We start from the raw sequence: 14,894 nt of genomic DNA, 5'->3' as shown, positions 1-14,894 counted from the left end.
TAGTGACGGCCCTTTTATTGTTATTGGTACAAGTTATAAAGAATCAAAGATTGAATCAAAATTATGGATTTAACTGATTGATGCTATTGCTTTTCTTGATTTCGTCACGAATATCCTTTAGATATTCATTTTTTTGTTACATTAACTTTAAGATAGTAAGTGCTACATAAATAATAAAAACGATAATCCCTAAATATACCAATATGGAAATTAATCCAAATAAAGATGCCGCCATCATAAGATAACCCTCCAGACTAAATATTATAATTATTTTACCTTGTTTTTCCTCAACGCTCTTTATTTTTAAGAATTATACTTCCAACTTATGTCTATAAATGACAGGTTTACGACATAATCTATTAAAATTTATAATTTATTTATTTTACGGCATCAAAATTTTATCGATAACTAGAATATTTATTACGCCTTCATGAACATCCTGCCATTCTAATTCTTTGGTGAATGAGACTTACTTCCGAAGAATAGAAGTCCCGATGGATATTATTTGAAATTTTTCATATTTTCTCTTGAAACTTTAGCGCTGAGAAGTGATAATAGTTAATATTATCTGAAAATTAAACATAGGGGATATGCAGAATGAAAGTAGTTAAATTTGGGGGAACTTCTCTTGCATCCGGTGAGCAGTTGAATAAAGTTTTTGAGATTGTCGTATCAGATCCACAACGTAAAATAGTGGTAGTATCGGCACCAGGTAAACGATTTTCATCCGATACTAAAGTGACAGACTTGCTCATTGCCTGTGGAGAAAGCTGGTTAAATGGGGCTTGTGATCAATATTTATTTGATATGGTTATTGATCGATACCGATTAATAGCAGAGGATTTATCTATTTCAGGCTCTGTTGTCGAAAGAATTAGAGCTGATTTAATGGAAATTCTTAATGGAGACCTGAGCGATAAGGGTCAGTTTATGGATGCCGTTAAAGCCAGTGGAGAAGACAATAATGCCAAATTGGTAGCTGCTTTTTTCCAAGCCAGAGGTGTAGAGGCTGAATACATGAATCCTCATGAGGCAGGACTAATCGTCAGTGATGAGCCGGGGAATGCTCAGGTTTTAGCAGAATCGTATGCCAATCTGTATCATTTAAGAAATAAAAAAGGAATTGTCATATTTCCAGGATTCTTTGGTTATACAACGGATGGAAAGGTGATGACGTTCCCGCGGAGCGGCTCGGATATTACAGGTGCAATTCTGGCTAATGCAGTTAAAGCTGATTTATACGAAAATTATACAGATGTTGATGCCGTATTTTCGGTTAATCCAACGATTATTAATAAACCTAAGGAAATCAGTGTATTGACGTATCGGGAAATGCGTGAACTTTCCTATGCAGGATTTAGTGTTTTACATGATGAAGCGTTAATTCCCGCCTTTAAAGCAGGGATTCCAGTAAATATTAAAAATACGAATAATCCGTTATCACCTGGTACCATGATTGTGAATAAAAAAGAGCTAACCAATGGTCCGGTTGTCGGTATTGCAAGTGACAATGATTTTTGCAGCATTTATGTCAGCAAATATTTAATGAACAGAGAAATAGGTTTTGGACGTAAACTTCTTCAAATCCTTGAAGATTTAAAGTTGTCCTATGAACATGTTCCTTCGGGAATTGATGATTTGACTGTCATTTTAAGACAGAATCAAATGGACTCTGAGCTTGAAGAGATTATTAGGAACCGGATTATAGAGGAATTAGAGGCTGACGAGGTGAAAATTGAACACAATTTATCCTTGATTATGATTGTGGGAGAGGGAATGCGTTCGAATGTTGGTACAGTTGCGAGGGCATCCAAGGCTTTGGCAAATGCCGGCATTAATATCGAAATGATCAATCAAGGGTCTTCTGAAGTCAGTATGATGTTTGGTGTGAAAGAACTTCAGGAAAACCGAGCAGTGGCTGCTCTTTACAATGAATTTTTTACCAGTGTAAGCGTGTAAGGAAAAGTGGTAAATCGAATAATAGAAATGTTTCATAATGCCATTATCCAAAGAACAAAACTTTTCTATATTAATAGGATCAAACCGGAGCGGTTGATGCTGGGACGGAGGAACCGATATGGTAAAGGCAATCATGTTTGACCTCGATGATACATTGTTATGGGATCAAAAAAGTGTTCAGGAAGCTTTCAGGGTAACCTGCGGGCTGTCTATAAACAAATATCAGATTGACCCAGTGCAGCTAGAAGAATCAGTTAGAAAGGAAGCCACTAAACTGTATAGCTCCTATGAAACATTCGCTTTTACACAAATGATTGGGATAAATCCATTTGAGGGATTATGGGGGGATTTTCAGGACAAACATGAGCAATTTCAAAAGATGGCTCAAATTATGCCGCTCTATCGCAAGGATGCGTGGACGAATGGGTTGAAAGCATTGGGAATAGAGGATGCAGAGTTAGGACAGGAATTAGCGGAAAAGTTTCCTGAAGAAAGAAGAAAACATCCCTTTATTTATGAGGATACCTTTGAAGTGCTGGATCAATTAAAGGGTTGTGTTAAACTTCTTTTACTGACAAATGGCTCCCCGCAATTGCAAACAACAAAGCTGGAAATAACACCTGAAATAGCTCCCTATTTCGATCATATTGTCATTTCAGGGGATTTTGGACAAGGTAAGCCGGCTCCCGAACTCTTTGAACATGCTGTAGGATTATTAGAGGTTGAAAAAAAAGAAGTCCTGATGGTTGGAGATAATCTGATGACGGATATTCTCGGTGCCAATCGTGCAGGAATAAAATCTGTTTGGGTAAACCGCCATCATAAAGTAACGGATCAAGTGAAGCCTACCTATGAGATTAAGAAACTGGCGGATTTACTACCATTGCTGAAGGAAATATAATTATGAATATCTTGTGAAAGAAATTTCAAGAAGTGTCGCGGAGACCAATTCATCCTTAAGGGGTTAAGTACCCCAGGTTGAATTGGTTTTTTATTTTTGACTGTTTTCGTAATGATGATTTGCCTTTACATACAACAATAAGCCTATATTTGAAAATTACCTAGTTTACATTAAAAAAGGTTGAGGGTGAAGATTTGTAATATCCATATTGACCCAATAGCTCCTTGACATGGGGTATATAAATAGCTACCATGAGTACATTATAATTTTACAATTATTGGTGGGTTGATTTAAATATATCTTGAAAAGTCGGTGTATAGCAGTGGGGGAATTAAGAAACAAATGGACTGAGGAAACTAAGTTATTGATAGCTGCGATGGTGTTGTTGATCATTTATTTGGCTCCGATGTTTATACTTGGTGAAGATTCTCATATACGGGTGCATGATAACTTAGATTCCAATATCGCTTGGTACAAGGTTCTGAAGGATAATCAAATGCTGTTTGGACCGATAAATGAGACTATTCCACAAATCATTAATGGTTTGCCGAGGAATTCAATTGGAACTGAATTCAGCGGAATTGAATGGCTCCATTATTTATTACCATCCATGACGGCATATTCAATCAGTCAGGCGATTACTAGAATCTTTGCGTTTATTGGAATGTATCTCTTACTTAAAAAGCATGTTGTTAGAAAAGAGGAACATGGCTTTATACGTGTATTCGTTGCATTGGCCTTTGCTTTGACTCCTTTTTGGCCATCCGGAATGCTTGCCACATTGGGGCATCCATTAGCCTTGTATGCCTTTTTGAATATTAGAGGCAGAGATAGTAAATGGACGGATTGGCTCATTTTAATTCTTCTGCCTTTTTATTCGAGCTTTGTACTGGGGTTCTTTTTCTTCCTGGTGGCTATGGGATTGCTTTGGCTTTATGATTGGATCAAGAAAAAAGACCCTAATTGGAAATTCTTCGGCAGTATTGCTTTAATGACTTTTATTTACCTGTTGATTGAATATCGCTTGGTTTATTCTTTGATATTTCCTGAAGAGCCCAACAGCCGGGATGAATATTTCAGCTCTGCATTAGGATTTGCGCGATCTGTCCGTCTGATATTTAAAAATTACATAATTGGACATAATCATGTATTAACGCTTCATCAATATATTATTTTGCCTGTGTCATTTATAGCTTTATGGTTTATTTATCGGAATAAGCTTTGGAAAAGTGAGAAACGCTATGTTCAGCTGTTTATCTTGAATTTTATTTTATCTGCATGGTATGCGTTTTGGTTTTATGAGGGATGGGCATCCTTGAAAGAACAAATTTCACTTTTAAATAATTTTAATTTTGCCCGTTTTCATTTCCTGAGACCGTTAGTTTTGTACTTATTGTTTGCCCTGTCCTGCCGTATTCTTTGGAAAAATGGAGGGAGATGGAGGCAGTTTTCAAAAGGAGTCATTGTCGCTCAGCTGATTGTCTTATTTATGTACAATCCGGAAGTGTATTATGGAAGACTGGATTCACCGACTTTTAGGGAGTTTTATGCTGTTGACCAATTTACTGAGATAAAAGATTATATTGGAAAACCTCAGGATACGTACAGAGTGGTAAGTATAGGATTACATCCTGCTATTGCTCAATATAATGGCTTTTATACTTTGGATACGTATAACAATTACTATCCATTGGCGTACAAGCATCAGTTCCGAGAAATTATTGAGAAGGAGCTGGATAAGAACGCTCAGCTTAAAAAATATTTTGATAAATGGGGCGGGCGTTGTTATATTTTTGTGGATGAGCTTGGTAAGAAATATGATTACGAAAAAAATTCATCCAAAACAATAAAAAATTTAGAGTTGAATACGAAGGTACTGAAAGAAATGGGCGGTCAATATATAATCTCAGCTGTACCTATTGTGAATGCAGATGAGAATAACCTTGAATTGATGGATGTTTTTGATCATGAAGATTCAGCTTGGAAGATCTATCTATATCATGTCATGTAAAGGAGTTACTCATAATGAATCTGCCTGTATTAACAATCGTTGTGCCTTGTTACAATGAACAGGAGGTATTGTCTAAAACATCTGAAGAGCTTTCATCCATTCTAAAAGAGTTATTGGACTCCCGTGTAATCTCAGAAAGGAGTGCTATTTTATTTGTGGATGATGGCAGTGTTGATGATACCTGGGATTTAATACAAATGGAGAGTGTACAGAATAGTTTAGTCAAGGGGCTAAAATTAGCTGGCAATGTAGGTCATCAAAATGCATTGCTCGCTGGTCTGGCAACAGCCCAAAAGCATTCTGATTGTGTCATCTCCATCGATGCTGATTTACAGGATGACATACAGGTCATTAAAGAGATGGTTGAAAAATACAATCAGGGATATGATATTGTCTATGGAGTCCGAGATCAGCGAAAGAAGGATACTATATTCAAGCGGACTACAGCGCTTAGCTTTTATCGTATGATGGGCAAATTGGGAATCAAACTAATTCCTAATCATGCAGATTTTAGATTAATGAGCAAGCGTGCATTGGGAGAACTTTTAAAATATAAGGAACGGAATTTATTCTTAAGAGGTATGATTCCAATGATTGGATTTTCCTCCGCTGAAGTCTTTTATGATCGGAAGGAAAGAGAAGCGGGAGAGTCTAAATATCCGTTGAAGAAAATGATTTCTTTTGCGCTTGATGGGATTACCTCCTTTAGTGTTGCGCCGATACGCTGTGTTACCTACATTGGCTTTTTGACGCTGTTTATCAGTGTGGTCGCAGGCAGCTATGCTCTGATTCAAAAAACACTGGGGAATACACAATCTGGTTGGACATCCATCATGATTTCTCTGTGGATTATTGGTGGCCTGCAGTTGATTGGTATTGGAATAGTGGGTGAATACATTGGCAAGATTTTTAAAGAGGTTAAACAAAGGCCGATTTATGCCATTGATGTGGACAACTATACTGAAGATCAAAAAGACCAGGCGAACCAGGAAAATCAATATAAATCTCGCTAACAGGGTTATATATGTATCTTGGTTTGAAAACAGGAAGGAAACTACATGACGCTTGATGCTATTACAAATTATATACAGCTGTATGGATACTGGGTGATTATCTTAGTTTTATTTTGCGGGATTGTGGGAATTCCTGCACCTGAAGAAACATTTGTTATTTTTATCGGTGCTGTCATTGCTGAACAAAACCTCAATTTTCTTTGGGCCATCTGCGCTGCACTATTGGGTACTAATGTGGGTATGCTTTTTACCTATATGATTGGAAGGAAGCTTGGGACATCCATCATCAAGAAGTATGGAAATCTAGTGAAAATCACACCGAAACGCTGGATGAGTATGCATAAAAGGTTTGATCAATTTGAAAATAAAATGGTTGTTATAGGATATTTTTTACCGGGACTTAGACAGCTAACTCCCTATATGTCAGGAACACGTGAATTACCATATGCAAAATTTTTCTCGCTCGCGTTTTTAGCAAGCTTACTATGGACAACCTTTTATATGACGATTGGATTTTATTTCGGAAATATGATTGGTCTCAAGTATTTAAGCTTCATTGCGGTCATTTTTTTCTTGATTTTCATCGTAGTACTTTCATGGAAAAATTGGTTCTCTCCTGCGAGAAGTAAAGTTAGCTCTTAAAAAATATTTTACATATTGTTCATTATAATGTAGAGAAAACAGAAGCCCCTGTTAGGATGACCTGACAGGGGCTTCTGTTTTAACATATCTTATATCTTTTTTGTTTTGAAAATCATAACCGCAACAGCGAGGCATATTCCGACTATGCCGGCAGATATTGCAATCGTCGTGACATACTCTCCCGGTTCTTTGAGCCCTGTCAGGAGACTCATGGTTTCAGTTAGCTTCATCGGTGTGAGAGATTCTAGCTTTGGGAAAAGTCCGATGAGATAAACCGCCAGTACAGTACCACCAGTTCCGAGTAAAACAGTGGTATTACTAGAGGATAGTGTAGAAAACAGCACCATAAATGATAACACCCAAAGCCCGAAAAGCCAGTAACACATTGCTGCAAAGCTAGTGTACATGGCGATGCTATTATCCCAATAAAAAGCATTATAAGCATAAGTGATACCAAAGCAAATCCAATAGCAAGCTGTCCACGATATAAATATCATCATGCTTTTTGCGATAACGAATTTCCAGCGAGAAAGACCCTTTGTCAGAACAGGGATGAGTGTTCCTTTTTGATATTCTGAAGTAAAGGATCCACTGCATAGCAGTATAAAAATAATCAGGGCTATTGGCATGTTTTTATAAAACTGAGTCCAGGAGGTCAAGGCATCTACTGTAACCTCTGTAACGACAAGGCCTGATCCCTCCAGAGAGTCTGCCATCATTTCCATCATCCATGGAGTTATCTTTGCTATAGCTGGATTCATAATCCCGAAAAGTACAAATACTAGCAGTAGAATGAGCAATCGTCCTGTTCGACTCCATTCCATCCACTCTTTTTTGAAAAAAGCTAGAAAAGATTTCATTTACTGACGACCTCCATAAACAGAGATTCCAGCGATAGCTCCTGCTTTTCGAAACGGCGGAAAGGAATATGATGTTCCAATATAAAACGTAATACGGCTTCTGTCTGTACCTGATCAGCTCGCTCCAGCAATAGGTGTTTCTCATTGCTTTTTTTGATGCTTGGAAAAGCAGCAAGTAGTTTTGCCGTATCTTCTGGATACTCCAACTCAATTTCATACCCGATGCTTGCATAGTCTCTTTTTAACTTTTCCATTGATTCCTGCAACACGATTTGGCCTTCGTGAAGGAATGCGACCTCATCACATATACGCTCAACATCGGAAAGAATATGCGTGGAAAAGAGAATAGTTGTATGTTCCTTTGCTGCGGTAAGAATATCTAGAATTTCCCTTCTTCCAACAGGATCGAGAGAGGAGGTCGGTTCATCGCAAATCAACAGTCTAGGTCGGTTGAAAAGCGCTTGTGCAATTCCGAGCCGTTGCTTCATGCCGCGTGAAAAACCTTTGATTCGCCGTTTCTCATTGGAGAGTCCCACAAGCTCCAGAAGCTCCGTTGTACGAGCCTTGATACTCGAAGATGACATCCCTGTGAGCTCACCGCAAAAATGCAAATATTCTTTAGGAGCCATAAAAGAATAAAACTCAGGTACATCAGGTAAATATCCAATAAGCCGATTTGTGGGAGTATCGCCGTAGCGAACCTTTTCTCCGCCAACAGTAATCTCCCCGCTGTTTGCCTCCAGCAAGCCAAGAATAATTTTCATAGTCGTAGTTTTCCCAGCGCCATTCTGACCCACAAAACCAAAAACAGTATGCTCCGGTACAGAAAAAGTGACATCCTCTAATACTTTTTTATCTCCAAACCGCTTTTTTACATGAGATAAAGTTAACATATTCATCATTCATCCTCTTTTCCAAGCAGGAAATACAGAATAGGTCCTATGAATTGCATGCCGATTATCACGATAACTAGCCACATGGTACGACTGCCGCGCTTATAGGTATTATGTGTCAAAATATGATGGATGGTATAACCCAGCAATGTAAATTCTGCAATAACCAAAGGAATAATAAAGGGTAAGAATTCTTTAACTTCATTCATAATATTTCACTCCTTCCGTAAGTTCTCTTTGTATTCTCTTAAATTCTAGATTGTCCTGAAGTGCTGTCAATAATGGATGCTTAAAAGACTCCAGTACACTTTTTGCCACAAGGCGCATATTTCGTGGCGGTGATGCTCCTAGGTCAAGTTTGCTAATCCATTCATCCAGCCTGTCAAAATAAGCATCGCCGTGGAGCAACGCGTGCTCATGGGTAAAAAGCACTCGAACTACCTGAACATATTGATTTAGCATTCCCAGCGCCTTTTCTTTTTCTCCATGTGTGATATAGACAAGTGCTGCCTGATAGAAAAATTGTGCTGCGCTATTGGGATGCAGGTTGTTTAAATCATATAGCCGAATCAATCCCTCTGTTTTTTTAATCGTTTTTTCACATACTGCAAGGTCATCCATATGAATGGCTAGGTATTGGACCGCAGTTGTAATCAGCGATATCACATGTAGATACATATTGATTTGTGTATAGCTTTTGGCTTTGTCTAAATCCCCGACGGTCAGATAGGCCTGTGCCAAAATTGAATCACTTTGGTGATAGATGCGAGTTGGATCTGCTATCATCTCCAATGCTTCAATGACTTCTTCAGCTTTACCGAGTTGGAGGTTGAATACAGCTTTCACAGTGATAGCATCATTACAAATATCTATTACTTTACAATTTTCCTCTATATGCTCACAAAGTGTTACAGCTTCGTGCAAAATTCTTTGTTGCTCATCATGGTCCTTTGCAAGAGGAAAATGGTTCAGCCAAAGGATGCAGATCTGGAGTAAAAAGGAATAACAGGAATAATAGCGGCGAACCAGTTCTCGTGATTTATTCATCACTTCATTAAAGGGCAGTCTTGTATAGTCAGAAGCAAGCTCCACATATAGCTTTTGGATTTGTTCCCGACTCAACTGTGCTTCATAGCCCAGCAATTCATCTATACTTACATCTAGAAAAGATGCGAGCTGGGGTAATAGTAAGATGTCCGGCAAGCTCTGTTTATTTTCCCATTTAGATACGGATGCCTTCGTAACACCGATAAAATCCGCTAATTCCTTTTGGGTGAGTTTCTTTTTACGGCGCAGGTTAGCAAGGTTATGTGAAAAATTTAATGAGTACATACAACTACCTCCTATAACTATTGTAACCATAGATGCTGTAAAGCTAAATGGAGCAATACGATATTTTTCGATACAAAATCAACTAACGAGAAACTTTACGTTAAACAGTCAATAATAAATAAGCCTCAGGATCTTGTTATGGTGATCCAATGAATGTCAGTTCACGGCAACTCCAATCATAAATCCAATCTCCAAGTGGCTTACCTATGATATTTTTTTGCCTGTTGATATTAAAAAATCGTTCCTCTAAATCGTTGTTTACTTATGTAAATTAAGGGGGTTATTGTTATTATGAATAAGGGATAGTAAAAGTACTTTTTGTATTCTTTTGAAGAAATGGGTTTTCTAAGATTTCTTATAGCATTAATTGATTGATAATTTAGAAAATAGGTAAGGGCATGTGGATATGTTTTTAGTTATAGAACTGAATAGGACTGATTTATTTTACATACATTTATTTTAGTTGGCTCTTTATTAAGTAGGAATCGCAAAGAAGTTATTAATATTAAAGATTCCTATAAAGAAATGAACCTATAGTTCTCAGCTAATTTATGGATGTTCAATAGAGAATCCTTTATTACATAATCAGGGAGTGAGAAGATGTTAGAACAACTTAAACCAAAACGGATCAAAAAGGGAGATACAGTGGGCGTCATTGCTCCTGCCAGTCCTCCAAAGAAGGAGGCCCTTCAAAAAGCACTGTCTTTTCTGGAACAGGATTTAGGTCTTACCGTAAAAATGGGCAGTCATATCTATAAGGAATATGGCTATCTTGCAGGCGAAGACGCAGAACGGGTGGAAGATCTTGAAGCGATGTTTAAGGACGAAGACGTAAAAGCCATTATCTGTGCTTGTGGGGGATATGGGACGGCGCGAATTGCGGATGCCATTAATTATGAAGTCATTAGGAATAACCCAAAGATTTTCTGGGGATATTCAGATATTACATTTATACATACGGCAATTCGACAAAAGACTGGCTTGGTTACCTTTCACGGTCCTATGCTTGCATCTGATTTAGGAAATGATGATATACATCCTCGCTCTAAGGAATCATTTAAACAGCTTTTTCAATCAGAAGAAGTGAATTATAAAGAGGATATCTCCCCTTTACACCCATTTATTGAGGGAGAAGCGGAGGGTGAATTAGTAGGAGGAAATCTAAGCTTGATCACAACGACCTTGGGGACTCCTTTCGAAATAGATACGAAAGGAAAGCTCCTTTTAATAGAAGATATTTATGAAGAGCCTAGGAATATTGATATCTTCTTAAATCATTTATGGTTGGCTGGAAAGTTAAGTGATATTGCCGGTCTTGTCATCGGTGATTTTGCCGATTGCGAGCCAAAAAGCAGACGGACACTCACCCTTGATGAGGTATTGACTCACTATACAAAACTGATTAATAAGCCAGCTATGGGTGGATTTAAAATTGGTCATTGCAATCCACATATTGGAATACCACTTGGCGTGAAAGCCAAAATCAGCACTGCAGAGAAGACACTTACCATTGAAAGCGGAATTGCAGATGAAAATTAGTAATATCGAAACCTATCGTATACAAGTTCCTTTAATTAAACCATTTAAAACAGCATTAAGGATTGTAAATACAGCTGACTCTGTTTATGTCAAAATTCAATGTGACAATGGTTTGGTTGGATGGGGAGAAGCAACCGCAACTGCTGTTATTACTGGTGATACATTACAATCAATAGAAACAGCTATTCACGACTTTTTTAAACCCAGTTTAATAGGAAAAGATATTTTGTGTTTCGAAGAGATTTTTCATGACCTATCCGCTATTATGACAAGAAATTCAAGCGGAAGAGCGGCAATTGATATGGCTATTTATGATTGTCTGGCCCAAAATAGTAAGCTGCCCCTTTATCAGTATTTAGGTGGCAGAAGCTCTCGGCTTGAAACAGACTTTACGGTAAGTGTGGATATCCCTCACATAATGGGGGAGGAGGCATTGGAATATGTAAAGAGCGGTTTTACAACCTTAAAGGTTAAAGTAGGTCTCGGTAATATAAATGAGGATATTGCGAGAGTGAAAGAAATTAGAAAGTGTGTGGGGAATGAGATTACGATACGTCTGGATGCTAACCAAGGATGGACTGCGAAGGAAGCGATTCAGGCAATCCGCCGTATGGAGGAAATGGGTTTACAAATTGAATTGGTGGAACAACCGGTCAAGGCAGATGATTTGGAAGGGCTCAGACAAGTAACTAATCAGGTAAATACATTTATTATGGCAGATGAAAGTGTATTTACCCCAAGGCAAGCCTTAGAGGTCATTCGTACACGGAGTGCAGACATGATTAATATTAAATTGATGAAAACTGGAGGGATTTTTTACGCCCAGTACATTAACCAATTAGCTGAGGCGGCAGGGATGGAATGCATGATGGGCAGTATGATTGAAACACATTTAGGTTTAACAGCTGCTGCTCACTTTGCTGCAAGTAAACGTAATATTACCCGCTATGATTTTGATGCCCCTCTCATGTTATCCCGCTCCCTGATTGAAGGCGGCATACAATATAAGGGTAGTAAATTTACTTTACCCGAAATAGAAGGCTTAGGTATAAGGAATATTCAGCTCAAGTGAGAGGAGGATCAAAAAGTGGGATTTACTCACAAAATCATGACCGTTAATGTAACTGTAGCGACCGTTTGGACTACAAATCAGTCTTATAGAGAGCTTGATCGTCCAGCCATTAGCCATCCGGTCCGATTGGAGGATTGGCTTCTATTTATGAATGAGGCTGAGCGGCTTGATTTATGCGAATCCAATAGAATCCAGACCCAATTATTATTTGGTGAACAGGTCCTGCTGCTCGAATATAAACATGGATGGGCCCATATCATTGCCATCGAGCAGTCTTCAAAGAAAGATTCCAGAGGATATCCAGGCTGGGTACCTCTATGCCAGCTGGAGAATTATGAACCTGCATCCAATGACACTTTTGCCTTGATTACAAGTCGGAAGGCTTTGCTTACACTGGAAAAAACACAAGATACCCTAGTGCTAAGCTATCAAACGAAGTTATCATACCTTGGTGAAAAAGATGGACGGATACTTGTAGACACCCCCTTAGGTATTGGAAATTTACACAGAGATGATATAGCTTTATTTAACTGTAAAGAGAGAGGGAAGCCAGGGAGTGATATAGACATTGTCACTTCTGGAGAGCAATTCGTCGGCTTACCCTATTTGTGGGGTGGACTGAGCAGTTATGGGTATGATTGCTCAGGATTTACCTATACAATTTATAAGGCAAATGGCTATAGTATTCCACGTGATGCAAGTGAGCAGGCGCAATATGGTACGCCGATTGCGCTGAATGGGGTACAAAGGGGGGACTTGCTTTTCTTTGCATATGATAATGGAAAAGGAGCCATTCATCATGTCGGGATTTATTATGGACAAGGTAAACTTCTTCATTCACCGCATACGGGTAAATCAATTGAAATTATCCCGATTGAAGGCACTATATATGAAAAAGAGTTATGCATGGCAATGAGATGTTTGGAAAAGTAGAATTCAAAGCATGTATGTATTTAATATTGTCCCTATTTTATCGAAAGACTCCAAACATATAGTTTAACTGCTTAATAAGATAGTTTAAATGATTCGTACCAAAAAAGACAAAACCATGATGGAAAGAAAGGTTAGAAGAAACAATGTGGAACCATATTATCGGTATCAATGATTAGTCCTGATCAGAGCTTTTCCATACTGATCGGGACCTTTTTGTATTGAGTGGTTATCTGAATAATGTTAATGGTCATTCCCTATAATGACCCTTTATGCTAATCGATTATTTTAATAGAGGTAATACTCTTGCTACTCAATTTTGTAATAAATAAAGTTGTATAATATACTAGTTTCAAGATAAATTTAAAGTGATCTTAATAGAATTGAAATCCTGTGAGGTAAGAATCTCAAGAATTCGAGGGATAAATTGGAACGTTTCAAGCGATCAATTGGGGGAATATGCATGAGAGACTATTTTATAAAGGGAACAAATATGAAACTTCCAACACTTTTTATGCTGCATGGTACAGGTGGAACAGAGCATGATTTAGTGCCGATTGCTAAATTAATTTCACCTGAGTCCTCCATTTTAAGTGTACGAGGCAACGTTTCGGAAAATGGAATGCCAAGGTTCTTTAAAAGATTGGCTGAAGGTATTTTTGATGTTGAAGATTTAAAGTTTCGTACAAAGGAACTAAACGATTATTTAAACGAAGCCTCAGTCAAGTATGGGTTTGACCGAAACAATGTGTTGGCAATCGGTTATTCAAATGGAGCTAATATAGCTGCCAGTATGCTTTTTCACTACCAACATGTATTAAAAGGAGCTATTTTGCATCATCCTATGGTTCCTTTAAGAGGAATAAAGCTGCCAGAAATGGAACGTCTGCCAATCTTTATAGGTGCCGGCAAAAACGATCCAATTTGTTCACCGGAAGAAACAAAAGAACTGAGTGAAATACTGAAGGCTGCCGGAGCCAAAGTAGAGGTTTATTGGGAACAAAATGGACACCAGCTGACACAATCAGAGGTAGAGGCTGCAGGATTATGGTTTTCTCAGCAATTTAAATAAATTGGAGATGATTAGATGATATCGCTAAATCCAACTGAAATGAGTGAGCGAGAGAATTATACCTTTTTAACAGGGGCAGTCGTTCCTAGACCGATTGCCATTATCTCAACCATTTCTAACGAAGGAATTATGAATATTGCACCTTTTAGTTATTTTACGATCGTTAGTTCAAATCCCCCGCTGATTGCTGTATCAATCCAGCGACGGAATGGCGAAAGAAAGGATACAGCAAGAAATGCAATCGATTCGGGAGAATTTGTCCTCCATATTACAGATGAAGAAAACGTGGAGGGAGCGAATTGGACAGCAGCTGAATTGCCTCCGGACCAAAGTGAACTAGAAGGATCTCCCTTTCAAACAGTAGATAGTGTTCATGTACGAGTCCCAGGGCTTAGCCCTGCGAAGATTCGGATGGAATGTACCGTACATAAAGTAATACCGCTTGGAGGCCATACCGCAGAAGATGCAGGTTGTGATCTACTAATCGGTAATATTGTTTTTTATCATATAGATGAAGCCATCTACAAGGATGGTACAATCAGTACAGAATTACTCAAGCCTGTTTCCCGGCTTGCTGGCCAAAATTTTATGAAGATTGGTGAACAATTTATTCTGGAAAGACCAAAATAATAGAGTACAAAACTTCCCACTTCAAGTAGGGAGGTTTTTT

The 14,894-nt window shown here is 38.2% G+C and carries 14 protein-coding genes; 10 read left to right on the top strand and 4 right to left on the bottom strand.

Annotation, left to right across the window (positions count from 1 at the left end; translation table 11 throughout):
* The first annotated feature begins 597 nt into the window (after positions 1 to 597).
* From FHY45_RS08185 to FHY45_RS08165, 5 genes are all read left to right on the top strand, one after another.
* Complete coding sequence (locus FHY45_RS08185) at positions 598 to 1,959, top strand: aspartate kinase (RefSeq protein WP_066101103.1); 1,362 nt, start codon at positions 598 to 600, stop codon at positions 1,957 to 1,959.
* A 118-nt stretch (positions 1,960 to 2,077) separates the two neighbouring features.
* Positions 2,078 to 2,860 carry an HAD family hydrolase gene (locus FHY45_RS08180; RefSeq protein WP_139891346.1) on the top strand — a complete coding sequence of 261 codons (783 nt, stop codon included), beginning with the start codon at positions 2,078 to 2,080 and terminating at the stop codon, positions 2,858 to 2,860.
* Positions 2,861 to 3,182: 322 nt separating this feature from the next.
* The gene (locus FHY45_RS08175) at positions 3,183 to 4,871 is read left to right on the top strand and encodes a DUF6044 family protein (protein WP_257468956.1); all 1,689 of its coding nucleotides are present in this window, start codon (positions 3,183 to 3,185) and stop codon (positions 4,869 to 4,871) included.
* 14 nt (positions 4,872 to 4,885) lie between these two features.
* Positions 4,886 to 5,884, top strand: coding sequence for a glycosyltransferase family 2 protein (locus FHY45_RS08170; RefSeq protein ID WP_139891345.1), 999 nt, complete (start codon positions 4,886 to 4,888; stop codon positions 5,882 to 5,884).
* Positions 5,885 to 5,929: 45 nt separating this feature from the next.
* Entirely contained in the window at positions 5,930 to 6,526 is a 597-nt protein-coding gene (locus FHY45_RS08165) for a DedA family protein (protein WP_066101096.1), read from the top strand.
* Between the two features lie 89 nt (positions 6,527 to 6,615).
* On the opposite strand, the gene FHY45_RS08160 is transcribed toward FHY45_RS08165, so the two are convergent.
* Genes FHY45_RS08160 through FHY45_RS08145 form a run of 4 tightly spaced genes read right to left on the bottom strand, consistent with a single transcriptional unit; the run spans position 6,616 to position 9,611 of the window.
* On the bottom strand, positions 6,616 to 7,386 hold the full coding sequence (locus FHY45_RS08160) for an ABC transporter permease (RefSeq protein WP_066101095.1): 771 nt from the start codon (positions 7,384 to 7,386) through the stop codon (positions 6,616 to 6,618).
* On the bottom strand, positions 7,383 to 8,285 hold the full coding sequence (locus FHY45_RS08155; RefSeq protein WP_066101092.1) for an ABC transporter ATP-binding protein: 903 nt from the start codon (positions 8,283 to 8,285) through the stop codon (positions 7,383 to 7,385). Before FHY45_RS08155 ends, FHY45_RS08160 begins: the two co-directional genes overlap by 4 nt.
* The gene (locus FHY45_RS08150) at positions 8,285 to 8,488 is read right to left on the bottom strand and encodes a PLDc N-terminal domain-containing protein (RefSeq protein WP_066101089.1); all 204 of its coding nucleotides are present in this window, start codon (positions 8,486 to 8,488) and stop codon (positions 8,285 to 8,287) included. The genes FHY45_RS08155 and FHY45_RS08150 overlap by 1 nt, the downstream gene beginning before the upstream one ends.
* On the bottom strand, positions 8,481 to 9,611 hold the full coding sequence (locus FHY45_RS08145; RefSeq protein WP_139891344.1) for a helix-turn-helix domain-containing protein: 1,131 nt from the start codon (positions 9,609 to 9,611) through the stop codon (positions 8,481 to 8,483). The genes FHY45_RS08150 and FHY45_RS08145 overlap by 8 nt, the downstream gene beginning before the upstream one ends.
* Positions 9,612 to 10,211: 600 nt before the next feature.
* Here FHY45_RS08145 and FHY45_RS08140 point away from each other — a divergent pair.
* The 5 genes from FHY45_RS08140 to FHY45_RS08120 all read left to right on the top strand — a co-directional run bounded on the left by FHY45_RS08140 (position 10,212) and on the right by FHY45_RS08120 (position 14,854).
* Positions 10,212 to 11,150, top strand: a complete 939-nt coding sequence (locus tag FHY45_RS08140; protein ID WP_139891343.1) for a S66 peptidase family protein — start codon at positions 10,212 to 10,214, stop codon at positions 11,148 to 11,150.
* Positions 11,140 to 12,222: a dipeptide epimerase gene (locus tag FHY45_RS08135; protein WP_066101083.1), complete on the top strand. Its 1,083-nt coding sequence runs from the start codon at positions 11,140 to 11,142 to the stop codon at positions 12,220 to 12,222. Before FHY45_RS08140 ends, FHY45_RS08135 begins: the two co-directional genes overlap by 11 nt.
* A gap of 15 nt (positions 12,223 to 12,237) precedes the next feature.
* Positions 12,238 to 13,155: a C40 family peptidase gene (locus FHY45_RS08130; RefSeq protein WP_306821537.1), complete on the top strand. Its 918-nt coding sequence runs from the start codon at positions 12,238 to 12,240 to the stop codon at positions 13,153 to 13,155.
* Between the two features lie 460 nt (positions 13,156 to 13,615).
* Positions 13,616 to 14,224, top strand: coding sequence for an alpha/beta hydrolase (locus FHY45_RS08125; protein ID WP_139891342.1), 609 nt, complete (start codon positions 13,616 to 13,618; stop codon positions 14,222 to 14,224).
* Positions 14,225 to 14,239: 15 nt separating this feature from the next.
* Positions 14,240 to 14,854 carry a flavin reductase family protein gene (locus FHY45_RS08120; RefSeq protein WP_066101077.1) on the top strand — a complete coding sequence of 205 codons (615 nt, stop codon included), beginning with the start codon at positions 14,240 to 14,242 and terminating at the stop codon, positions 14,852 to 14,854.
* Positions 14,855 to 14,894: the final 40 nt, after the last annotated feature.

The sequence above is a fragment of the Bacillus sp. D386 genome, assembly GCF_006346415.1.
The sequence above is the reverse complement of the archived record's forward strand: the minus strand, read 5'-3'. Positions and strand labels throughout refer to the sequence as shown.

What these genes read in the sequence shown, in the direction of transcription:
- FHY45_RS08180 (WP_139891346.1), top strand. Translation starts at nt 2,078, where the DNA reads ATGGTAAAGGCAATCATGTTTGACCTCGATGATACATTGTTATGGGAT.
- FHY45_RS08120 (WP_066101077.1), top strand. Translation starts at nt 14,240, where the DNA reads ATGATATCGCTAAATCCAACTGAAATGAGTGAGCGAGAGAATTATACC.
- FHY45_RS08125 (WP_139891342.1), top strand. Translation starts at nt 13,616, where the DNA reads ATGAGAGACTATTTTATAAAGGGAACAAATATGAAACTTCCAACACTT.
- FHY45_RS08150 (WP_066101089.1), bottom strand. Translation starts at nt 8,488, where the DNA reads ATGAATGAAGTTAAAGAATTCTTACCCTTTATTATTCCTTTGGTTATT.
- FHY45_RS08135 (WP_066101083.1), top strand. Translation starts at nt 11,140, where the DNA reads ATGAAAATTAGTAATATCGAAACCTATCGTATACAAGTTCCTTTAATT.
- FHY45_RS08160 (WP_066101095.1), bottom strand. Translation starts at nt 7,386, where the DNA reads ATGAAATCTTTTCTAGCTTTTTTCAAAAAAGAGTGGATGGAATGGAGT.
- FHY45_RS08140 (WP_139891343.1), top strand. Translation starts at nt 10,212, where the DNA reads ATGTTAGAACAACTTAAACCAAAACGGATCAAAAAGGGAGATACAGTG.
- FHY45_RS08185 (WP_066101103.1), top strand. Translation starts at nt 598, where the DNA reads ATGAAAGTAGTTAAATTTGGGGGAACTTCTCTTGCATCCGGTGAGCAG.
- FHY45_RS08155 (WP_066101092.1), bottom strand. Translation starts at nt 8,285, where the DNA reads ATGAATATGTTAACTTTATCTCATGTAAAAAAGCGGTTTGGAGATAAA.
- FHY45_RS08145 (WP_139891344.1), bottom strand. Translation starts at nt 9,611, where the DNA reads ATGTACTCATTAAATTTTTCACATAACCTTGCTAACCTGCGCCGTAAA.
- FHY45_RS08165 (WP_066101096.1), top strand. Translation starts at nt 5,930, where the DNA reads ATGACGCTTGATGCTATTACAAATTATATACAGCTGTATGGATACTGG.
- FHY45_RS08170 (WP_139891345.1), top strand. Translation starts at nt 4,886, where the DNA reads ATGAATCTGCCTGTATTAACAATCGTTGTGCCTTGTTACAATGAACAG.